Annotated in this window: 21 protein-coding genes, 1 pseudogene and 1 riboswitch; of the genes and pseudogenes, 15 read left to right on the plus strand and 7 right to left on the minus strand. The window is 70.0% G+C overall.

All coding sequences use genetic code 11. The annotated features are described in order from the left end of the window. Positions 1 to 81 precede the first annotated feature (81 nt). The 3 genes from ABTZ59_RS17595 (at position 82) to ABTZ59_RS17605 (ending at position 1264) form a co-directional block, all read left to right on the plus strand. A complete protein-coding gene (locus tag ABTZ59_RS17595) occupies positions 82 to 402 on the plus strand; it encodes a DUF3618 domain-containing protein (protein ID WP_351397683.1) in 321 nt (106 codons plus the stop codon). A 103-nt stretch (positions 403 to 505) separates the two neighbouring features. Beyond that, a complete protein-coding gene (locus ABTZ59_RS17600; protein ID WP_351397811.1) occupies positions 506 to 808 on the plus strand; it encodes a GroES family chaperonin in 303 nt (100 codons plus the stop codon). A gap of 36 nt (positions 809 to 844) precedes the next feature. Then, positions 845 to 909: riboswitch (guanidine-III (ykkC-III) riboswitch) on the plus strand. 34 nt (positions 910 to 943) lie between these two features. Continuing rightward, entirely contained in the window at positions 944 to 1264 is a 321-nt protein-coding gene (locus ABTZ59_RS17605) for a DMT family transporter (protein ID WP_351397686.1), read from the plus strand. A 26-nt stretch (positions 1265 to 1290) separates the two neighbouring features. Here the strand turns inward: ABTZ59_RS17605 and ABTZ59_RS17610 are convergent, their stop codons facing one another. Then, positions 1291 to 3756, minus strand: coding sequence for a transglycosylase domain-containing protein (locus ABTZ59_RS17610; RefSeq protein WP_351397689.1), 2466 nt, complete (start codon positions 3754 to 3756; stop codon positions 1291 to 1293). 251 nt (positions 3757 to 4007) lie between these two features. Between ABTZ59_RS17610 and ABTZ59_RS17615 the strand changes: the two genes are divergently transcribed. The 4 genes from ABTZ59_RS17615 to ABTZ59_RS17630 all read left to right on the plus strand — a co-directional run bounded on the left by ABTZ59_RS17615 (position 4008) and on the right by ABTZ59_RS17630 (position 7729). Then, positions 4008 to 4808 (plus strand): ABC transporter permease, encoded by an 801-nt coding sequence (locus ABTZ59_RS17615; RefSeq protein ID WP_351397821.1) that lies wholly within the window; start codon positions 4008 to 4010, stop codon positions 4806 to 4808. After that, the gene (locus tag ABTZ59_RS17620; RefSeq protein WP_503003032.1) at positions 4801 to 5772 is read left to right on the plus strand and encodes an ABC transporter permease; all 972 of its coding nucleotides are present in this window, start codon (positions 4801 to 4803) and stop codon (positions 5770 to 5772) included. The genes ABTZ59_RS17615 and ABTZ59_RS17620 overlap by 8 nt, the downstream gene beginning before the upstream one ends. A gap of 141 nt (positions 5773 to 5913) precedes the next feature. Next, complete coding sequence (locus ABTZ59_RS17625; RefSeq protein WP_351397693.1) at positions 5914 to 6951, plus strand: ABC transporter ATP-binding protein; 1038 nt, start codon at positions 5914 to 5916, stop codon at positions 6949 to 6951. 31 nt (positions 6952 to 6982) lie between these two features. Beyond that, positions 6983 to 7729 carry a DUF1707 SHOCT-like domain-containing protein gene (locus ABTZ59_RS17630; RefSeq protein WP_351397697.1) on the plus strand — a complete coding sequence of 249 codons (747 nt, stop codon included), beginning with the start codon at positions 6983 to 6985 and terminating at the stop codon, positions 7727 to 7729. A gap of 107 nt (positions 7730 to 7836) precedes the next feature. Here the strand turns inward: ABTZ59_RS17630 and ABTZ59_RS17635 are convergent, their stop codons facing one another. Continuing rightward, entirely contained in the window at positions 7837 to 9168 is a 1332-nt protein-coding gene (locus ABTZ59_RS17635; protein ID WP_351397700.1) for an SGNH/GDSL hydrolase family protein, read from the minus strand. A gap of 259 nt (positions 9169 to 9427) precedes the next feature. On the opposite strand from ABTZ59_RS17635, the gene ABTZ59_RS17640 reads away from it, so the two are divergent. After that, a complete protein-coding gene (locus ABTZ59_RS17640) occupies positions 9428 to 10858 on the plus strand; it encodes a DUF445 domain-containing protein (protein ID WP_351397702.1) in 1431 nt (476 codons plus the stop codon). Between the two features lie 216 nt (positions 10859 to 11074). Continuing rightward, positions 11075 to 12058 carry an alpha/beta fold hydrolase gene (locus tag ABTZ59_RS17645; protein WP_503003035.1) on the plus strand — a complete coding sequence of 328 codons (984 nt, stop codon included), beginning with the start codon at positions 11075 to 11077 and terminating at the stop codon, positions 12056 to 12058. A gap of 297 nt (positions 12059 to 12355) precedes the next feature. Here ABTZ59_RS17645 and ABTZ59_RS17650 read toward each other — a convergent pair whose 3' ends face one another. Beyond that, positions 12356 to 12559: a hypothetical protein gene (locus ABTZ59_RS17650; RefSeq protein ID WP_351397705.1), complete on the minus strand. Its 204-nt coding sequence runs from the start codon at positions 12557 to 12559 to the stop codon at positions 12356 to 12358. Between the two features lie 105 nt (positions 12560 to 12664). Between ABTZ59_RS17650 and ABTZ59_RS17655 the strand changes: the two genes are divergently transcribed. After that, positions 12665 to 13297, plus strand: a complete 633-nt coding sequence (locus ABTZ59_RS17655) for a hypothetical protein (protein ID WP_351397707.1) — start codon at positions 12665 to 12667, stop codon at positions 13295 to 13297. On the opposite strand, the gene ABTZ59_RS17660 is transcribed toward ABTZ59_RS17655, so the two are convergent. Both ABTZ59_RS17660 and ABTZ59_RS17665 read right to left on the minus strand, forming a co-directional pair. Then, positions 13278 to 13490: a DUF397 domain-containing protein gene (locus ABTZ59_RS17660; protein ID WP_351397710.1), complete on the minus strand. Its 213-nt coding sequence runs from the start codon at positions 13488 to 13490 to the stop codon at positions 13278 to 13280. The two genes, ABTZ59_RS17655 and ABTZ59_RS17660, sit on opposite strands and share 20 nt — an antisense overlap. Next, entirely contained in the window at positions 13490 to 14335 is an 846-nt protein-coding gene (locus ABTZ59_RS17665; RefSeq protein ID WP_351397712.1) for a helix-turn-helix domain-containing protein, read from the minus strand. Before ABTZ59_RS17665 ends, ABTZ59_RS17660 begins: the two co-directional genes overlap by 1 nt. A 295-nt stretch (positions 14336 to 14630) precedes the next feature. Here ABTZ59_RS17665 and ABTZ59_RS17670 point away from each other — a divergent pair. The 3 genes and pseudogenes from ABTZ59_RS17670 to ABTZ59_RS17680 form a co-directional block, all read left to right on the plus strand. Then, a pseudogene (locus tag ABTZ59_RS17670) lies at positions 14631 to 14837 on the plus strand (ATP-binding protein); the annotation flags it as partial. Between the two features lie 21 nt (positions 14838 to 14858). After that, complete coding sequence (locus ABTZ59_RS17675; protein WP_351397837.1) at positions 14859 to 14981, plus strand: hypothetical protein; 123 nt, start codon at positions 14859 to 14861, stop codon at positions 14979 to 14981. Positions 14982 to 15295: 314 nt separating this feature from the next. After that, positions 15296 to 16411 carry an MrcB family domain-containing protein gene (locus tag ABTZ59_RS17680; protein ID WP_351397715.1) on the plus strand — a complete coding sequence of 372 codons (1116 nt, stop codon included), beginning with the start codon at positions 15296 to 15298 and terminating at the stop codon, positions 16409 to 16411. A 140-nt stretch (positions 16412 to 16551) separates the two neighbouring features. Here ABTZ59_RS17680 and ABTZ59_RS17685 read toward each other — a convergent pair whose 3' ends face one another. Next, positions 16552 to 17550 (minus strand): SEC-C metal-binding domain-containing protein, encoded by a 999-nt coding sequence (locus tag ABTZ59_RS17685; protein WP_351397718.1) that lies wholly within the window; start codon positions 17548 to 17550, stop codon positions 16552 to 16554. Positions 17551 to 17623: 73 nt separating this feature from the next. On the opposite strand from ABTZ59_RS17685, the gene ABTZ59_RS17690 reads away from it, so the two are divergent. Next, the gene (locus tag ABTZ59_RS17690) at positions 17624 to 17836 is read left to right on the plus strand and encodes a DUF3311 domain-containing protein (RefSeq protein WP_351397720.1); all 213 of its coding nucleotides are present in this window, start codon (positions 17624 to 17626) and stop codon (positions 17834 to 17836) included. Continuing rightward, positions 17833 to 19509 carry a sodium:solute symporter family protein gene (locus tag ABTZ59_RS17695; protein WP_351397723.1) on the plus strand — a complete coding sequence of 559 codons (1677 nt, stop codon included), beginning with the start codon at positions 17833 to 17835 and terminating at the stop codon, positions 19507 to 19509. Before ABTZ59_RS17690 ends, ABTZ59_RS17695 begins: the two co-directional genes overlap by 4 nt. Here ABTZ59_RS17695 and ABTZ59_RS17700 read toward each other — a convergent pair. Continuing rightward, the gene (locus ABTZ59_RS17700) at positions 19451 to 20956 is read right to left on the minus strand and encodes an MFS transporter (RefSeq protein ID WP_351397726.1); all 1506 of its coding nucleotides are present in this window, start codon (positions 20954 to 20956) and stop codon (positions 19451 to 19453) included. The genes ABTZ59_RS17695 and ABTZ59_RS17700 overlap by 59 nt on opposite strands. Positions 20957 to 20999: the final 43 nt, after the last annotated feature.

The following is a 20999-nucleotide window of genomic DNA, read 5'->3' on the forward strand; positions in this document are numbered from 1 at the left end:
GGGGTGCCGCCGGGTGCGGCGACGACGGAGCTGACAGACTGTCGGCGAAGGACTACCGGACACGACGACGGAGGCAGCGCGGTGTCGGATTCCAGGACCCCGGCGCAGATCGAGGCGGACATCGTCCGCAGGCGCGGACAGCTCGCCGAGACGCTCGACGAGATCGGGGTGCGGGTGCACCCGAAGACGATCGTCGGCGACGCCAAGGCCAGGGTGGTCTCCACGGTGGATCAGACGGCCGGACGCGCGTTCGTGGCCGTGAACAGGACGCTGGCGGGCGTACGGGCGCCGTTCGTCAAGGACGACGGCGCGCCGCGGCTGGAGCGGCTGGTGCCGGTGGCGCTGGTGGCGGTCGGGCTCGTGGGGCTGTTGGTGGTGTCGACGAGGCGCCGCAAGCTTTGATCCGCCCCTGTGGCGTGCGCCGGCGCCCCGGGCAGGTAGGTTCTGGGGCGTGAGCGAGAACACCCACAACCCACGCGACCAGCACGACAAACTGCCCATCCGGATGCTCCATGACCGCGTGCTGGTCAGGACGGACATCCCGGAGGGCGAGCGGCGTTCGTCCGGCGGCATCCTCATCCCCGCGACGGCGGAGGTCGGCCGGCGGCTGGCCTGGGCCGAGGTGGTGGCCGTGGGGCAGAACGTACGGACTGTGACACCGGGGGACCGGGTGCTGTACGACCCCGAGGACCGCGCCGAGGTCGAGGTGCGCGGGGTGGCGTACGTACTGATGCGCGAGCGCGATCTGCACGCCGTCGCGGCGGACCGCTTCGAGGGGTCCGACGATTCCACCGGGCTTTATCTGTAGCCCTTCTTCCGCTGCCCTTCGCAGGGGTCTCCGCGGGTTTGCTACCTTGGGGGGACCCCGACGAGACGCGCCGTACCGGGACAAACGAAAGACGACGCACCTGTTGTCCGTGTTTTTGTTGCCGGAGGTGCCGTCATGGCGTGGGTTCTGTTGATTGTCGCCGGTCTGCTTGAGGTCGGCTGGTCGATCGGGATGAAGTACACCGAGGGGTTCACCCGGCTGTGGCCGAGCCTGTTCACCGGCGCCGGGATCGTCGCCAGCATGCTGTTGCTGTCGCATGCGGCGAGGACACTGCCGATCGGTACCGCGTACGGCGTGTGGGTCGGTATCGGCGCGGCCGGTGCGGCGGTGCTCGGCATGGTGGTGCTGGGGGAGCCGGCGACCGCCGCCCGGATCTTCTTCGTCTGTCTGCTGCTGGTGGCCGTGGTGGGGCTGAAGGCGACGTCCGGCCACTGAACCGAGGCCGCGGCGCCCGGCCGCTGTCAGGCGCTCGGCTCGTCGGACAGGGAGGCGCGGGCGCCCTGACCCTCGCCCGCGTCTCCGCGACCGCCCCCGCCGGTGCCCGCGCCTGTACTGCCCTTGGCCGACGCTCCACCGGTGCCGTCGCCACCCGTGGGCGCGCCGCCGCCGTCGGACCGACCCGGCGGCCGGCCCTGGGGCTGACCGGTCGTCCGCTCCGCCGACTGTCCCTGGCTCCGGTCCTGCTCGGAGCCTTGCGGCCGGCCCTGGGGATGGCCGCCGTTCGCGCCGTCCATATCCGGGCCGTGCTGCGCCCGCTCCTTCGTCTCTCCCGGGGACTGCCCCGGGCCCCCGCCCGGTGCCGCGCTCTGGGCGCCCCCCGGGTGTGAGAGTTTCGGCTTGCCGGGCGGTCCCGCCTGCTGCTCGTCCGAGGACGAGTCCTCCTCGGAGTCCCCCTCCAGCCGCAGATCGAAGTCGCGCGCCGGGCTCTTGCCCAGAGCGGCGGCCGTGTACCGGCCCCAGATCTCGGCCGGCGGTCCGCCGCCGTTGATGCGCTCCCGGCCGAGGGCCCCGTACAGCGGCTTCTGCGCGGCGGTCACCGGATCGGCGCCCATGACCGCGACGACCGTGGCCAGGTCCGGGGTGTACCCGGCGAACCAGGCCGCCTTGTCCTCCTCCGCCGTGCCGGTCTTGCCCGCCGCCGGGCGGCCCGCGGACTGGGCGGCGGTGCCGGTGCCCTCGGCGACGACTCCGCGCAGCACCGAGGTGGTGGTGTCGGCGGCCTGGCGGCTGATGACCTGCTTCACGTCCTGCTTCGGCAGGGTGACCTCCGTACCGTTCCTGGTGATCTTGTCGACCAGGGTGTACATGCCGTGCCGGCCGTGGTTGGCGAGGGTCGCGTACGCCTGAGCCATGTCCAGTACGGAGGCGGTGGCCGGGCCGAGCGCGATGGAGGGGGTCGGGGTCAGGTCGGGGGTGTTCTCGGGGAGGCCGAGCGCGACGGCGGTCTTCCTGACCGTGCCGGGGCCGACGTCCTGGGCCATCTGCGCGTAGACGGCGTTGACGGAGTAGTCGGTGGCGGTCTGCACGGAGATGGGCCCGTAGTTGGTGTCGTCCTCGTTCGCCGGCGAGTAGTCGGTGGGGCCGTCGGGGCCTTCGACCATGTGCTCGTTGTCGCCGTCGTAGACGGTGTACGGGGTGATCGGTTCGCCGTACAGGGTCTCGGAGCCGTTCTCGACGGCGGCGGCGAAGACCAACGGCTTGAAGGTCGAGCCGACCTGGTAGTCACGGCGGGTCGCGTTGTTGACGTACTGCTTGGTGTAGTCGATGCCGCCGTACATGGCGACGACCTTGCCGGTCTTCGGTTCGATGGAGACGCCGCCGACCCGGACGACGCGGTCGGCCTTGCGGCCGGCTTGGAGCCGTGAGGTGACCTGCTTCTCGACGGCGGTGGTGAAGGCTTCCTGCTTCGCGCGGTCCAGCGTGGTGGTGATCCGGTAGCCGCCGGCGGCCAGGGTCTTCTCGTCGATGATCTTGTTGCTGGTGAGATGTTCCTCGACGGCCTGGACGACATAGCCGCGCTGTCCGGAGAGCCCGGAGCCGGCGTGCCTGATCTTGCCGGGCTTCGGGAACTTCATCTTGCGGCGCTCGGCGGGGCTGAGCCAGTCCTCCTTGACCATGCCGTCGAGGACATAGTTCCAGCGCGCGACGGCGGCCCGCTTGTTCTCGGGGTGGAAGACGACGTCGAACTCGCTGGGCGCGTTGAGGAGGGAGGCCAGATAGGCGCCCTCCGCCGTGTTGATCTCCTCCACGTCCTTGCCGTAGTACGCCTGGGCGGCGGCCTGGACACCGTACGCGTTACGGCCGAAGTAGCTGGTGTTGAGATAGCCCCGGAGGATCTGCGCCTTGGTCGCCTCGCGGTTGAGCTTGATCGCGATGAAGAACTCCTTGGCCTTGCGGACGATCGTCTGTTCCTGGCCGAGGTAGTAGTTCTTGACGTACTGCTGGGTGATGGTGGAGCCGCCCTGGGTGCCCTTGCCTGTGACGGTGTTCCAGGCGGCGCGCACCATGCCCTGCGGGTCGATGGCGGGTTCGTTGTAGAAGCCGCGGTCCTCGGCGGCCAGTACGGCGAGCTGTACGGTCTTCGGCACCTGCGCGAGCTTGACGTTCTCGCGGTTGACCTCGCCGTCGCGGGCGAGGTGCGTGCCGTCCGCGTACAGGTACACATTGGACTGGGCGGTGGCGGCGGCGTTGGCCGGCGGGATGCTGACGAGCTTGTAGCCCAGGACGAACCCGCCCATGAGGACGAGCCCGAAGATCAGTAATCCGCCGAACAGCGTGCGCCGGTTCGGGAGGGCGCTGCGCCAACCGGTGCGGGGACGCGCGGGCCGCCCGGCCTTCCCGGCCGGCCGCCTGCCCCGGCCGGGGGCGGAGTGGGGGGCCGAGGGGTCCCGTGGGGCCCAGCCGTGTTGCTGTGGCTCGTCGCTCATATCAGTGGAGACTCCTCGGCCGCGGACGGCGGTTCACTTCCGGCATAACGGTGTCGTACCAGGCGATTAGCGTTTCAGACCCATGAAACGCTGTGTACTCCCATGAAACACGGACAGAACGGTGGGGCGCCGACAGCCGGATAACCGGTCGCGGCGGCCGGTCCCCGTGGGCTAGGGTCGTGCGCTTTGGTGCCAGGACGCCGACGACGCGCTGAGGGAGTGGGGGAAATGGTGTGGGGGAGGGGACTGTGGTGCGGCTGTACGCAGTAGTGGCCGCAGGTGGGTTCCGCCGCTACGCGACGTACCGGATGGCCACTGTCGCGGGAGTGTTCACCAACACCGTCTTCGGCTTCATCATGGCGTACACCTATATGGCTCTCTGGGACGAGCGGCCGCACCTCGGTGGCTACGACCTCTCCCAGGCCGTCACCTATGTGTGGCTCGGCCAGGCGCTGTTGATGACCTGCGCGATGATGGGCGGCGGTTTCGAGGAGGAACTGATCGAGCGAATCCGCACCGGTGACATCGCCGTCGACCTCTACCGGCCGGCCGATCTCCAGCTGTGGTGGCTGGCCGGGGATCTGGGCCGGGCGGCGTTCCATCTGCTGGGGCGCGGGATCGTACCGTTGGTGCTCGGCTCGCTCGCCTTCGAACTGGCGCTGCCCGGGGATCCACTGACCTGGCTGGCGTTCCTGTTCGCCGTGGCGCTCGGGGTGGTCGTCAGTTTCGCGATCCGCTTCCTGGTCGCGCTCTCCGCGTTCTGGCTGATGGACGGCGCGGGCGTGGCGCAGATGGCGGGGCTGGGGGGAATGTTCTTCTCCGGGATGCTGCTGCCGCTCAGCCTCTTCCCTGGGGCGCTGGGGGAGGTGGCGCGGGCGCTGCCCTGGTCGTCGCTGCTCCAGGTCCCGGCGGATGTCTTCCTCGGCAAGCACACCGGATGGGACTTGGCGGGGGCGTACGCGTTCCAGGCCGGCTGGGCGCTGGCCCTGCTGGCGACGGGGCGGCTGCTCCAGACCGTCGCGACACGGAGGGTGGTCGTCCAGGGTGGCTGACGAGATCGCCGCGGGCGGGGCGGTGGGAGAGACCACGGCCGCGGCGCCCGCGGAGCCGGTGGCCGAGGGGAGACCGGCGGTGGCCGCGGACGCGGGATCGGCGGGGGCCGGGTACGCGGGATCGGAGGAGTGGATTCCGAGGCTGTCGCGGCGGGCCGCCCTGCGCGACGGGCTGCGGGCGTACGGCCTGATCGTGGCGATGTGGACGCGGTCCACGATGGCGTACCGCGCGTCCTTCGTGATGACGGCGTTCGGGAACTTCGCGGCGACGGCCTTCGACTTCGTCGCGATCCTGCTGATGTTCGGCCATGTGGACGCGCTCGGCGGCTACTCGCTGCCCGAGGTGGCCTTCCTGTACGGGACGTCCGCCACCGCCTTCGGCCTCTCCGATCTGGTGCTCGGCTCCATGGACCGGCTGGGGCGCCGGGTACGGGACGGCACGCTCGACACGCTGCTGCTGCGGCCCGTGCCCGTACTGGCACAGGTGGCGGCCGACCGGTTCGCGCTGCGCCGGCTCGGCCGGGTCACCCAGGGGCTGCTGGTGCTGGGCTATGCCCTGCTCACGCTCGACATCGACTGGACGGTGGCGCGGGCGCTGATGCTTCCGATGATGGTGCTGAGCGGGGCGGCGATCTTCGCGGCGGTGTTCGTGGCGGGCGCCGCGTTCCAGTTCTGGGCGCAGGACGCCTCCGAGGTGCAGAACTCGTTCACATACGGCGGGACGACCCTGTTGCAGTACCCGCCGACGGTGTTCGCGAAGGATCTGGTGCGCGGGGTGACGTTCGTGGTGCCGCTGGCCTTCGTCAACTGGATCCCCGCGCTGTATGTCCTCGGCAGGGAGGACCCGTTGGGGCTGCCGGATCTCGCCGCGTTCCTGCCGCCGGTGGTGGCGGCGGTGTGCTGCGCGCTGGCGGGGGTGGCATGGCGCGCGGGGCTGCGGGTGTACCGGAGCACGGGGAGCTAGGGCCTTTCGTATGGATCAGGCCGGATCAGGGGGCTGCCGGGGCACGCGAGCCCGGCAAGATCCGAACGAAAGGCCCTAGGGATTCGGCGTTGGGCGCGTACGTCGTACGGATGAGACAGAGGGAGAGGCGGCGGAGCGTTCATGAATACGGATGGCACGGGCGGTAGGGAGAGCGGTGGGGGCGCGGACGGTACGGAGAGCGGTGGGGGCGCGGACGGTACGGGCTTCATCGAGCTGGACGGCGTCGAGAAGGTCTTCGACGTACGCCGCAAGGCCGGTCTGCTGCGCCGTGAGAGGCATCAGGTGCGGGCGGTCGACGGCATCAGCTTCCGGGTGCCGCGCGGCGAGATGGTTGGCTACATCGGCCCGAACGGCGCCGGCAAGTCGACCACCATCAAGATGCTCACCGGCATTCTGACCCCGAGCGGTGGCCGGCTGCGGGTCGCGGGCATCGATCCTTCCCGGGAGCGTACGAGGCTGGCGCACCGCATCGGCGTGGTCTTCGGGCAGCGGACGACGCTGTGGTGGGATCTGCCGCTGATCGACTCGTACCGGCTGATGCACCGGATGTACCGGGTGCCCGACGCGCGGTACCGGGTGAATCTGGAGCGCTGTGTCGAACTCCTCGATCTGGCCGAGCTGCTGGACGTACCCGTACGGCAGCTCTCGCTCGGCCAGCGGATGCGCGGCGATATCGCGGCGGCGCTGCTGCACGACCCGGAGGTCCTGTATCTGGACGAGCCGACGATCGGCCTCGATGTGATCTCCAAGGCCAAGGTCAGGGAGTTTCTGCGGGATCTGAACGCGGAGCGCGGGACGACGGTCCTGCTGACCACCCACGATCTGACCGATATTGAGCAGTTGTGCAAGCGCGTGATGGTCATTGACCACGGCCGGCTGCTGTACGACGGCGGGCTGGCCGGACTGCACGAGGTGGGGGAGAGCGAGCGGACCCTCGTCGTCGACCTGGAGCGCGAATGTCCGCCGATCGAGGTGCCCGGGGCGCGCGTGGTGCGGACGGAGGGTCCTCGGCAGTGGCTGGCCTTCCCCGCCGCCGAGTCCGCGGCGCCGCTCCTCGCGCGGATCGCGGCGGAGTATCCGCTGGTGGACCTGTCCGTGCGGGAGCCGGACATCGAGGCGGTGATCGCCAAGATGTATGCCGATCGATCAGCTGTGTGACGCGACCCCCGCCTTTGACTAGTCTGCTCGTATGACGAGTGACCGGCCTCATCCGCCGACCAATCCGCGCACTGACACGCGAGCCTCCGACGCCGAACGGGAACGGGTCGCGGAGCGGCTGCGCGAGGCCATGGCCGAAGGCCGGCTCGATATGGAGGAGTTCGACCAGCGCCTGGAGGCGGCCTACACGGCCCGCACCCATGGCGAGTTGGCGCCACTGGTACGAGACCTCCCCGCGCCGGGGACGACGACGGACGTGGCGCTCGCCACCGACTCCTCCGTAGCCGGGCGCGGTGCGCGCGACTCGTCGGGCACGGGTGAGGTGAGCAGCTGGCAGAGCCGGATCGGCCGGGAACCGGCCACCTCGAAGGGCGCCTTCGCGTTCTGGGGCGGGTTCCGCCGTAAGGGGACGTGGACGGTGGGCCGTAAGTTCACGGCCGTCGTGCTCCAGGCGGGCGGCGAGATCGATCTGCGCGAGGCGCGGTTCGAGGACCGCGATGTGGTGATCCGCTGCGTCACGATCATGGGCGGGGTGCATGTCACCGTACCGCCGGACATGGACGTCCAGGTCAGGGGCTTCGGTCTGATGGGCGGCTTCGGCGAGGTGGGCGAGAGCGCGGCGAGCCCGGGGTCGCCGCGGGTGATCGTCACGGGCTTCGCGCTGATGGGCGGGGTCGGGGTGGAGCGCAAGGTGCGGGAGTCGGAGAAGCGCCGGCTCAAGGAGGAGCGCAAGCGCCAGAAGCTGGAAAAGAAGTCGGAACGCAAGGAACTGGACTGAGCGCTGGACTGAGGGGTGGGGCGGCGGTGACCGCCCGGCAGTCCGCGGCGGCGGTCCGCGCGCCGCTCGGGCGACGAGTTGTCCGCGGTGGCCCTGGCGAGGAGCTGTCACAGCCGGGCCGGGGCCCGGTCCGCCAGTAGCCGGGGGCTCAGGTAGCGGCCCATCACCCGGTACCCGGCGTCACTCGGGTGCAGCCCGTCGCCCGAGTCGTACACCGGCCTGATCCGGTCGGGCGCGTACGGATCCCGTATCACCTTGTCGAAGTCCACGACCTCGTCGAAGACCCGGCCCGAGCGGATCTCCTCGTTGACCCGGGCGCGTACGGACTCGGTGGTGGCGTTGTACCCGCCATACGAGCCGAACGGTGTCAGCGTCGACCCGATCACGCGCAGCCCGCGCGCCTTCGCCCGCTGGGCGAGTTCGCGCAGCCCGGCGGTGATCCTGGCGGGGTCGGTCTCGCGGCCCCGCAGGATGTCGTTGACGCCGAGGTCGATGACGACGACCTTGGCACCGGCCCGGTCGAGCACGTCGCGCTGGAAGCGGGCGAGCCCGCTCGCGCCGTTGCCCAGCGGTGACCCGTCGGCCAGGACGCGGTTACCGCCGATGCCCTCGTTGAGTACACCGATGTGCTGGTCGCGCAGGCGCGCGGCGAGCACATCGGGCCAGCGGCGGTTCGCGTCGTAGCCGGAGCCGACCCCGTCGGTGATCGAGTCACCGAACGCGACGACCGCCCCCCGCGCCTCGGGGTTGAGGACATCGACGGCGGTGAGATAGCGCCAGACCCTGCGCGACGGGGCGTACGCGGTCGCGTCGAGGTCGCGCGTACGGTCGCCGTCGGCGAGATACGAGGTCTGGAGCGCGTGCCGATGGTAGGTGACGGGCCCCCCGGCGCGCGGGGTGTGGAGGGTGACCAGCAGATCGCTGTCGTACGGCACCCGGAGCGCCACGGGATCGCTGACGATCTGCCCGCCGGGCGGTACGGTCACGGCCGGTCGGCGGCCGAAGGTCAGCTGCCGCATGGTCCCCGCGACCGCCTCGGGACCGCCCCCGCCCTCGCCGACCGCGACCGAAGCGGTTCCTATCAGCAGCGGGGTGGGGCTGTGGAGATTGGAGAGGGTGATCCGGACCTTGCTGCCGCCGATGCTGGTGTGTACGACGTTACGGATGGAACGCCCGGGGTACCCGACCGGCGCCCCCGGCTCGGCGCCCGCCGGAGCGGCGGCCCAGGTGCCGGTCCAGTTGTCGGCGGAGGCGGGCGCGGCCGTCCCCATGGGGGTGCGCCCGCGCGTACGGGGGTCCCCGGAGGTATCGGCGGGGCCGCCGCTGTCCGTGCGTGTGCCGCTGTCGAGGAGTCCGTATCCGGCGATGATGACGCCGCACACCAGCGCCACCACCGTGACCAATGCCCCGAGCAGGGCGAATCCGCGATGTCTGGTCATTGCCCCCGAGTCCCCCGTGTCTCCCTCGTCACCACATCACCACGTACGGCAGCACGTACGGGCCTACGTACGGCACTCCGTACAGAACACATCATCCGACATCGCGCGGGAACTTGACGTGCGTCCCGGGAGTACCTCAGGCAGGGACAATGCGGTAGGGGCGGGTGCGCGGGCACGAGAACGGGAGCAGGGAGCGTTGAGCCGAGTGCGTTGAGCATGGCGCCGGCGCTTACGCGGACGGGTGGATCGGGTGGAGCGGATGGAACGTACAGATCCGGAGAGAGCGGTGGAGGGCGGCGACGGCAGCGGCCAGGGCAGTGGCCAGGGCAGCGGCCAGGGCAGCGGTGGGCGCAGCGGCCACGGCAGTGGCCAGGGCAGGCCTGGTGGGCCTCGGCCGTCCGGGACCGGAAAGCTGTCGGCGCTCCCCGCCTTCACCTATACGGCCGCCGACGCGGAGAAGCTGCGCGGCGTCCGCCGGATGAAGACCACCGCCACCGGTCTGCTGCTGCTGGTGGCCCTGATCTATGTGCTCGCCACCTGGGCGAAGAACTCCGGCATGGGCGGCTGGGCCGGCTACGTCGCCGCGGCGGCCGAGGCGGGCATGGTGGGCGCGCTGGCCGACTGGTTCGCGGTGACGGCGCTCTTCCGGCACCCGCTCGGTCTGCCCATCCCGCACACCGCGATCATCCCGAACAAGAAGGACCAGCTGGGCACGTCGCTCGGCGCGTTCGTCGGGGAGAACTTCCTCTCGGCCGAGGTCGTACGGAACCGGCTGAGAGCCCTCGGTATCGGCCGCCGGCTCGGCACCTGGCTCGCCGAGCCGGACCACGCGGACCGGGTCACCGCCGAACTGTCCACGGCGCTGCGCGGCGCGCTGACCGTCCTGCGGGACTCGGACGTCCAGGCGGTCGTCGGCGAGGCGATCACGCGGCGCGCGGACGCGGTGGAGATCGCGCCGGGGCTCGGCAAGACCCTGGACACGGTCGTCGCCGACGGCGCCCACCACCGCGCGGTCGATCTGATCTGCGCCCGTGCGCACGACTGGCTGGTGGAGCACGGGGACTCGGTCATGGACGCGGTCCAGGGCGGGGCGCCGGGGTGGACGCCGCGCTTCGTCGACCGGAAGATCGGCGACCGCGTCTACAAGGAACTGCTCCGCTTCATCACCGAGATGCGCGACATGCCGGACCACCCGGCGCGCGGCGCCATCGACCGCTTCCTGCGCGATTTCGCGGTGGACCTCCAGTCGGACACGGACACCCGCGCCCGGGTCGAACGCATGAAGTCGGAGCTGCTCGCCCGCCCCGAGGTGCAGGACATCATCGCCTCGGCCTGGGCGTCCGTACGAGCCATGGTCATGTCGGCCGCGGAGGACGAGCGGAGCGAACTGCGCCTGCGGGCGCGCGCCTCGCTGCTCTCCCTGGGCTCGCGGCTGGCGACGGACGCCCGGCTCCAGGGGAAGCTGGACGGCTGGATCGAGGACGCGGCGGCGTATGTCGTCTCCACGTACCGCGGCGAGATCACCTCCCTGATCTCGGACACGGTCGCGAGCTGGGACGCCGCCGACACCTCCCGGAAGATCGAGGCGCATATCGGCCGCGACCTCCAGTTCATCCGGATCAACGGCACGGTGGTGGGCGCGCTGGCGGGCCTGCTGATCTATACGGTGTCCCACCTGCTGGGGGCGTGACGAAGGGCTGGGCGCGGGAAAGCGCTGGGCGCGTGGTCCGGACCCTGTCGTCCGTTCACGCGCCCAGCCACCATGGGGGAGTTGCTCCTTGGTACGGCGGGCGAGGCGGGACCGTTCAACGGAACGAGTCATGGCCATCCACCGGCGCGGCGGCTGACGGCCCAGGGCGCGCGAAACCGGCGTGCCCCTGAGCGCGGGCCGTGGGACCGTCGGCCCATGGCGCGGATGACGGACATGGTGACGGGCGAGGACGGGGTACGGCTGGCCTGTACCGACCATGGCACGGGCACGGGCACGGGCACGGGCTTGGGCGCGGGCACGGGCGCGGGCTTGGGCACGGGCACGGGCATGGGCTTGGGCGCGGGCATGGGCGTCGGCGAGGGCGAGTGCTTCGTCAAGGGCGAGGGCAAGGGCGGGGGTGTCGGCGAGGGGCGGCCCGTACTCCTGCTGCACGGGCTGGCGGGCCACGCGGCCGAATGGGACCACCTCGTACGGCTGCTCCGGCCCGCGCGCCGGGTGGTGGCGTATGACGCGCGCGGCCATGGCGCCAGCGAACGCCGTCCCGCGGACGTCTCGCGCGCGGCGCACGTACGCGATGTGGTGGCGGTGACGGAACAACTGGCGCTCGCTCGACCCGTCCTCGTGGGCCAGTCTCTGGGCGGCCATACGGCCATGCTCGCCGCCGCGGCTCATCCGGAACTGTTCAGCGCCCTGGTACTGATCGAGGCGGGCCCCAAGGGCCCCGATCCGGAGCTGCCCGCGCGCATCGGCGGCTGGCTGGACTCCTGGCCGGTTCCCTTCGCGTCCACGGAGGCGGCGACCGCGTTCTTCGGCGGCGGCCCGGCCGGTCAGGCGTGGGCGGCGGGCCTGGCGGAACACCCGGACGGCCTGCGCCCGCGCGTCGACCGGGAGGTGATGGTCGCCTGCGTCACGGAGAACGCCCGCCGCTCCTTCTGGGAGGAGTGGTCACGGGTGCGCTGCCCGACGCTCGTCGTGCGCGGCGAGTCGGGCTGGATGCCGGAGGCGGAGGCCAGGGAGATGCGGGTGCGCCGTCCGGGGACGGAGCTACGCGTGATTCCGTCCGCGGCCCACGATGTCCACCTTGATCAGCCGGGGGCGCTGCATGAGGTGATCGAGGCGTTTCTGCGTCGGACCGACGACGGGTTGGCCGACCTATACAAGTCGGACCATATGTCCTGAACGCTACGGAGGACGCAAGAGATCGTCACAGTCCGCCGACGCGTGTCCACTTCGGGCCCGGTGTGGGCACGCAATCCCCATGCCTCGAACCACCGCCGCCGACCCGGCCATCGCCCAACTGTCCCGTACGCAACGGCGCCTGGCGACCACCCGCCAACTGCGCGCCACCGGCCTCGCCACCAGCACCACCACGGCCCGCTGCGCACCGTCCGGCCCTTGGCAGCGCCCGCTGCCCGGCGTCGTCCTGATACAGACCGGAGCCCCGGACCCGCGCCAACGGCTGCTCGCCGCCGTCCTCTACGCGGACACGGAGACGGCCACCCTCTCGGGTACGAAGGCCGTCCTGACCGGCGAGGCGGCGCTCGCGCTGTACGGGGTACGGGACGCGCGCACGGACCGCGCCGACGTGCTGGTCGCCGCGCGCCGCGGTCTGCGCGACAGAGCGTACGTACGTCTGCGCCGCACCAGCCGCTGGCCGCCGACGCTGCTGGTCGACGGCATCCCCTGCGTACGCCCGGTCCGCGCGGCCTCCGACTTCGCCGCCTACTCGGGCCTGTCTTCGAAGTCCCGCCTGCCCGGCGACGCCCGGCACGCACGCTCGCCGCGTTGTCGGGTCACCCCAGTACGTCCAGTACTGGGGAGACCCTCCGCCTTGCGATCGCACGCACCGGACGCCGCCGGGCCCGCCCTGCGGGCGGACGGCGCTACTTCGAAGACAGGCCCGAGCCCTCACCGGAACGGATCCGCGCGATCCTCGCCGCGACGGTCCAGCGGTGCAGCTGCCACCCGGAAGACCTCCGCGCCGAACTCCACGCCTCGCACGCCCTGCGCAACCCGGCGGTACGCACCGCCCTGGAAGAACTCCGCGCAGGCATCCGCTCCATCGCCGAGGCCCAGGCCCGCGACACGCTCCGCACCGCCGGCCTCCCGGACGCCCTCTGGAACCCGACCCTCCTCACCCCGCAGGGCACCTTCCTGGCCAAGCCGGACGCCTACTGGCCCTTCGCGGGGGTGGCCCTGGAGGTCGACTCGGAGGAATACCACCTGGGCGCGCCCCAATACCGCGCTACCTTGCGCCGCCGCCTGCTGATGGAGTCCCACGGCATCGACGTCACGAGCGCGGCCCCAGCCCTGATCCGCGACCACCCCGAAGAACTGGTAGCGGCGATCCGCACCAAACTCCGCCTGGCCAAATCCCGCCCAGACCGCCCGGACATCATCATCCGCCCGTACCTCTAGCCCGCAACGCCCCTTCCCGCACCCCCAGAACAAACCGTCTCCAGGCCGCCCCACCGAAGACGATCCTGCCCCCACCGGGATCCTTCGAGTCCCGCACGATCGAACCATCGGCCAGTTCGGCGACCTCGACGCACTCCGTGCCGCTCCCGCCGCTGTACGACGACTTGATCCAGCAGAGGCTTTCGCAATCCATTACAGCTCCTTGCAGACCCGATTCAGGAGCGCGACTGACGCCTCGATGTCCAACGCCTGAGCGCGCAGGTATTCGAACGCCAATTTATAGCGCGCGAGTTCCTGAGGCTTCTCCATGAAGAGGCCACCGCCCAGGATGTCCACATACACCACGTCGAGTTCGGGCTTCGCTCCACCGAGGATGACGAAGCTGCCGACGGCGGTGGCATGGGCACCGGCCTCGAACGGCAGTATCTGGAAGGTGATGTGCGGCTCGTGAGCCCGCGCGAGCAGATGACGTAACTGCCGACGCATGATTTCGCGTCCACCGACCGTTCGTCGGATCACCGCCTCGTCGATGACTGCCCAGATGTGTGGAGGTTCGTCCCTCTCCAGCAGGTCCTGTCGCTTCATGCGAATGTCGACCATGTGGTTGATCTCCTGGTCGGTGCAGCGCATCTCCGAAGCCCGGTGAACCGCCTCCGCGTACGCGCGGGTCTGAAGCAGTCCAGGGACGTACATACAGGCGTAGTGATCCTCTCGAACAACCTCGTCCTCAAGGGTCAGCATGAGGTTCATCGACTCGGGAATGGGATCCGCCAACGAGCGCCACCACCCGCGGATCTTGGCCCCCTTGGCCAACTCGACGAGCGTCAGGCGTTCTTCCTCCGAGGCCCCGTACTCACGACAGAGTGCGTCCACCGCAGGCCACTTGACCGTTCCTTCTTTGGTCTCGTACCTGCTTAAGGTCGCTTTGGAGATACCTACCAGGGCCCCCGCCTCTTCCAGCGTGAGGCCCTTCCTCTCTCGTAGTCGGCGGAGGGCGGCGCCGAGTTGGCGCCTCCGTGTTGTTGGTCCGACTGCCATGAGTGTGGCCCTTCTCGTCTGATCTTCCAGAGCGTGCACGGTGCCGCGCATCACAGGCAACACAGCGTGCGCCGGGGGCGTGCGGCAACTGTCGTGCTTCCAGGAAGCCTGTCTGAGAGTTCCATATTGAGAGTTCCAATGTCACGCTGAGAGCGCGAACGGCCACGCAGGGTGGCCAACAAGCAATGCGACAGAGGTGGTTGATGTGGGTGAGTGTCGATTCGGCATCGCCAGGAAGGGATGGAATCTGCCCTTCCTGGCGGAAGTCGAGGAGTTGGCCGGCCTACGGAGCGTCATGCGAGTGCATCTGAACTTGTGGGGCCTGCCAGGGTTGGTCGACCCCGCACAGCTGTGTGTGACTGAGTTGGTCACCAACGTCATCAAGCACGTCGGCCCGGGGACGCCCACCACCCTGGCCGTATCCATGAAGGGCCAACACCTCCGGCTCGAAGTAAGCGACCCGGACACCCGCGCACTTCCTACGCTCATCTCTGTGACGCCTGAGGAGGAGTCAGGCAGAGGCATGGCACTCGTGAACGCCATCACGGACCGCTGGGGCGTCATTCTGCGCGGAGATTCCAAGGTCACCTGGTGCGAGTTGGCCACGGTCCTCAGTTCGGGCTCCGACCACGTAGGCGGACCTTAAGTCGCCAAGGCAGAAGCCCTCCTGGCACTCTATGGCTCCCGTGGCACTCTCATGTCGCAGCAGCACGAACGCCTGAGCGTGGTAGGCGCGGAAGAGGCGGCGATCGGCATGATCGCCGACCTCCTCCACTGGCTCCGTCCCACGGCCGCGACCCCAACGAGGCTCTGGATCGCGCCGAAGCCCGCGGCGAGGACGAAATGCCCTGAGTGGTAGAGGTGACGGCGTCGCGCCCAGAGTCCTGTCGGGCTCCATGTGACAGTTCTCGTCGATCAAACCTGATCGTCAAACACGCTGTCCTGTTCTAAATTTGGAACATGGGGATACGTGGTCTGCTGCAAGAGGTCGCTGAAACATACGATGCGAACGCGGGATCGAGACGGGACGTCGTGGGGCAGCGGGTGCTGCGAGGTGTCGCGAAGCGAGCCGACCTGGGGCTTCCGTCGGGACTCTTCGTCAGGGGGTACGGAGGGCAAACGACTCCCGCCGCAACGCCGTGGATTGGCGTGTTCGATCCCGAGATTAATAGCGACGCGGGGAAGGGGCTCTACTTGGCCTACATTTTCAGCGCGGATCTCCTAACAGTTTCGCTAACGCTCCAGCAAGGCATTACGCATCTAGAAGAGCGACTCGGTAGGGGGCAAGCGCGGCAGGAGCATCTTCGACGTCAGGCCACGCGACTTCGCAGAGCGATAGCTGCTCAACGAAGGAACGGGTGGGCGGACGAGCCGGAGTTGATGCATCATGCGGATCGTCCCAAAGCGTATGAGGCCGCGAGTGTAATTGCTCGCCGCTACGAGACGGCGGCTCTACCTGATGAGGTGGGGCTCCAAGATGACCTCGCGCACGCTGCTGAACTACTCAAGAGGGTGCATACCGCTGATCGCTTGTGGTGGTATGAGGATAGCCCCACGCCTCTTGAAGTGAATTATGCGCCCGATGGGCGCACGGTCAGTGAGCGGGACGCTCTCGCTGGCTTCTGTCCCAAGGATAGTTCTGACTACATCGCGAACATCACCGCACGGCAACAGGTCAAGAAGCGCCATCATGAGGCGCTGATCGAATCCTTTGGTCGGCATGTCGTGTCATGTGGGTACGTTCCGACAACTAGGCTCGTGCATCCTAAAGATCTTGTCTTGAACCGTATGAATGAGGGTTCGTCCACCGGTGATGAGTGGCTGGTGGAGGCGAAGGTTGTTCGCGGTGGTAATCCGACAGAGGCCGTACGGCAGGCAGTTGGTCAACTCTATGAGTACAGCCATTTCTTGTACCTTGAGCGCAAGCGTCCCGAGCCTTATCTCATAGGTCTCTTCACCGAGGATATCGGGGGTTACTCGGACTATTTGGAGCAACGGGGTATTGCGTCGATTTGGCGGGACGGTGAAGATTGGGGCGGATCACCTCGGGCCGTTGAGTGGGGAATGGCGAGATGAGATAGCAGCTGAAAAGGTCCCCGGATTGACTCTCGCTCTCTGGGTGTGCCGGAGGTTCGGCGTTCCGGCGCACCCGTCATGGTGGGGGCCTCGCATTTGATTCGTGGCGGCGGCCGCACTCCCTTCAGTGCCCCTCGCCTTTAGCCCCCGCCGTGGCAGTCCCGGTAGGGCTTTGTTGAGCCGCACCAGCAGGGGGCGTTGCGGGCTGGGGGCCAGGGGGTGGCTCGGCCTCGGGCTGCGAGGGTGGTGGCGTATTGGGGGAGCAGGTCCGTGTTGGACGGGGAGGACTGTTCCGAGGCCGCGAACGCCTCGTACGACGGGACCGTCGCCGTGACGATGCCCAGGTTCGGGGTGCCGGTGGCGGCGAGGTCGCGGAGGGAGGATTCGAGGTGGGACAGGTGGGCCTCGTGCGACGGGTACTCGGTGGTCAGGGTCGGGTACGCGGTGAGGAGTTCGGCCAGTTCCGGGGCCGGCCAGTGGAGCATCGCCACCGGGAAGGGGCGGGACAGGGCCGTGCGGTACGAGCCGAGTTCGGCGCGGAGGCGGGTGATCTCGGCCTGGAGTTCGGCGGGGTTGTCGGAGCCCAGGGACCAGAGGCGTTTGGGGTCGTGGAGTTCGTCGAGGGTGACCGAGGCGGGGTTGACACGGTCCGCCAGGCCGTCCCAGTCGTCGTGGTCCAGGGCCAGCAGACGGCGGACGCGGTGGCGGCCGATCAGTAGGTTGTGGACCGGGTAGGGGACCTCTTCGCCCGGGGTGAGCAGCGTGTTGAGCGCCGACGTGAAGGTGTCGTGGGCCACTTCGAGTTCGTCGTGGGACTCCAGGGTCTCGGCGACGATCTCCCAGGGGCCCGGGTCCAGCGGGGCCGCGGTGCGCAGGCCGTCGATGATCGCGCGGGCCTCCGCCTCGTGGCCGTACTCCCAGAGGTTGGCGGCCTGGAGCGCCTTCACCAGATGGGGGTGGTCGGGGGAGGCCGCGAGGAGGGTGTCGTAGAGGCCGGTCGCGCGAGCGCGGTCGCCGGCCAGTTCCAGATGGGCCGCGGCACGGAGGAGCAGGGGCTCGTGATCCTCGGGGTACCGGGCAGCGGTGCGCAGCAGGCGCTCGGCTTCCGTGGTGTGGTCGGCAGGCATGTCGGGGCGCATGACGGACACCGTACTGCCGTGCGGGGCGGGAGCGGAGGGCGGTGGCCGGTCGTGCCTCGTCTAAGGTCCTGACGTGCTTCGACACCGTCCTCATCTGCTCTGGCTGCTGGTTCCCTTCGTGCTGTTCCTGGTGGCGCTGCCCTGGGTGAACCGGGTGGAGCCCGTGCTCCTCGGGCTGCCGTTCCTGTCCTTGTGGCTGCTCGGCGCGACGGTGCTGACGCCCGTCGCCGTCGCTCTGGCCTGGCGCGGGGATCAGCGGCTGCGGCGCCGGGAGGGAGCGGAGTGAACGCGGCTGTCGCCACCACGATCTTCGCCGTCTTCATGGTCGGGACGGTCGGCCTCGGGCTGCTCGCCGTCCGTCGCCGTACGGGCGGCGGGATCGCCGAGTGGTCTGTCGGGGGACGCAGTCTCGGCGCCGTCTTCATCTGGGTGCTGATGGCCGGCGAGAGCTATACGAGTTTCAGCTATCTGGGCGCCGCGGGCTGGGGCTACAACTACGGCGCCCCGGTCCTCTATGTGGTCGCCTATATGTCCTGCGGTTACGCCGTCGGTTATGTGGTCGGCCCCATGTTGTGGGCCTATGCGCGCCGCCATGACCTTGTGGGGATCACGGACATACTCGCCCACCGCTTCGGACGGCCCTGGCTCGGTGCCCTGACGGCGGTGCTCGCGACCGTCTTCCTGCTGCCGTACATCCAGCTCCAGATCACCGGCATGGGCGTCGTCGTGTCGACCATCTCGTACGGGGCGATAAGCCTCAACTGGGGTTATTTCATTGCCTTCGCGGTGACCACCGGATTCGTGGTGGTGAGCGGGCTGCGGGGGAGCGCCTGGGTCTCGGTGCTCAAGGACGTACTGGTGATCGGCACCCTGGGGTTCCTCGCCGTCTATGTGCCGCTGCACTACTTCGACGGCTACGGGCCGCTCCTCGACCGGCTGGTGGCGTGGAAGGGGGAGTGGCTGACCCTGCCGGGACACGACGGCGGCGGAGCGGGCGGCAGTGGGCTGGGCACCGCCTGGTTCATCACCACATCCCTGCTCAACGCACTGACCGTGGTCATCTTCTCCACCACCGTCGCGGGCTATCTGGGCGCCCGCGACGCCGACGCGCTGCGCCGCAACGCGATCTGGCTGCCCGCCTACAACGTGCTGCTCTTCATCCCGATGCTGCTCGGCATGGCCGCGCTCTTCGTCGTCCCCGGGCTGACCGGCGCCGACTCCAACCTCGCGCTCTTCCGGCTGGTGGTCGACTCGCTGCCCGCCTGGGCGGTCGGGATCATCGGGGTGGCCGCTGCCCTTTCCTCCATCGTGCCGATGGCCGTGTTCATGCTGGTGATCGGGACGATGTGGGGGCGCAGCGTGCTCTCGCTCGTACCGCGCTTGCGGGCCAGGCAGAAGGGCGCCGCGCAGGTGGTCGTCGTGGCGGCGGGCGCGAGTGCGCTGGTGCTGACGTACGTCGCGCCCAACACGCTCGTACGGCTCTCCCTCATCTCGTACGAGGGGATGGCGCAGCTGCTCCCCATGGTGCTGCTGGGGCTGGTGTGGCGGCGACTGACGCCGACAGGCGGGTTGAGCGGGCTGGCGGTGGGGGTGGGGACGGTGTGCGCGCTGGTCTTCACCGGCCACGATCCGGTGTGGGGGGTGAACGCGGGGATCGTCGCGCTCGCCGCCAATCTCGTCGTCGCGCTGGTGGTGACCTCGGTGACGAAGGCCGATGCCGATCCTCGGCCGGACGCGGACGTACTCGCGAGTGATTCGCTCGATGCCACGCCTTCGGCCTCCGGTCGTGCCGCCTTGGGTCGTGCCGTCTCGGGTCGCGCCGTCTCGGGCGACTCTGCGGACGGCGGCTTTGCGGACGGCGCCGCTGCCGAGGGCGACTTTGCGGACGGCGCGTGCGCGGTCACGGCTTCGGAGGGCGCTCCCGCAGCACCAGCACCGCCGTCGCGCCCAGCACCGTGAACCCCGCCGACGCCAGGATCGCCAGGTCCGCGCCGTGCGCCGGATCGGCCACGGAAGTGGCCACCGCGATGATCAGCGCGACACCCGCCGACGAACCGATATAGCGCGCCGTGTTGTTGGCGCCCGAGCCCATCGCCGCGCGCTCCGCCGGGACGGACTCCACCGAGAGGCGTGGCAGCGCGGCGTTCAGCAGACCGCTGCCCACCCCGGCCACGAACAGGCCCGGTGTCAGCCGTATCCAGGACCCGGCGTCCAGCGCCCCGAGCATGCCCAGCGCGCCCACCGCGTGCAGTCCGAACCCCAGGGCCAGCTGGTGCCGGGCCGCCACCCGGCCCGCGAGACGCCGGGCCTGGAGGGCGACCAGGAACGCCGTACCCGACCAGAGGAGGAAGAGCCACGCGGCGCCGATCACCGAGACGCGCAGGGTCTGCTGGATCAGCGCGGGCAGATAGCTCATCAGGCCGATCACCGCGAGCCCGGTGAACAGTCCGCCTGTCGACGCGGCCAGGAACAGCGGCCTCCGCAGCAGCCCCAGGTCGATCAACGGCGCGGCGGCCCGTCGCTCGATGACGATGAAGGCCCCGGTCAGCGCGAGCGCGGCCGGCAGCAGAAGCAGGACCGGCGTACGCAGCCAGCCGTCGCGCCCCAGGGTGAGCGCGCTCAGCAGCGCGGTCAGCGCGAGACCGAGGACGAGCGCGCCCGGCAGATCGGGCCCGGCCCGGCGTGGGGCGCGTGATTCGGTCAGTACGTGGGCGGCGAAGCCGGCGGCGACGAGCGCGGCCACGGCGAGGACGCCGTATGTCACCCGCCAGCCGAAGCCGCTCAGCCCGCCGGACAGCAGCGGCCCCAGGGCGATCCCGGCGCTGACGAACGCGCCCCATATGCCCGTCGCCCTGATCCGGCCGAGCCCGGTGGGGAACGCGTGCACCAGCAGACCGAGGCTGCTCGCGATGATCGCGGCGCTCGCCGCGCCCTGGCCGACCCGGGCGAGGGTGAAGAGGAGCGTGTCGCTGGTGAGGCCGCCGAGAGCCGTGGTGACACCGAGCGCGACGGTGCCGAGGAGGAAGACCCGGCGCCGCCCGTAGTCGTCGGCGAGGCTGCCCGCGATCAGCAGGACGACGGCGAGGCCCAGCGGGGCGCCGTTCAGCAGCCAGGCGCGGGCGGAGAGGGGGGTCCCGAAGTCGGCGCTCAAGCGCGGGAGGGTGAGCAGCGGGGTCGTGTAGTTCATCAGCGCCACGGTGGTGGCGGCGCTGGTCACGGCGAGGGTGGCCGCCGCGCGTGGCGGCCGGGCGGGTGCGGGTGCGGGTGCGGCGGCGGGTGCGGGTGCGGGCGGGCCCGACTCGGTGTCCCGCGGCGCGCGCCCGCTTCCCGCGTCGGTCCGTACTGCCTGCCGTCCTGCCTGCCGGGCCGGTCGCCCGGCCGATCGCTGGGGTGCTCGCTGGGCCATGGCGGTGTCGTCCCCTCGTTGACGGCTCGGTTCCCTGCCGTGA

Source organism: Streptomyces sp. NPDC094034, from assembly GCF_040303865.1.
Taxonomy (GTDB): Bacteria; Actinomycetota; Actinomycetes; order Streptomycetales; family Streptomycetaceae; genus Streptomyces.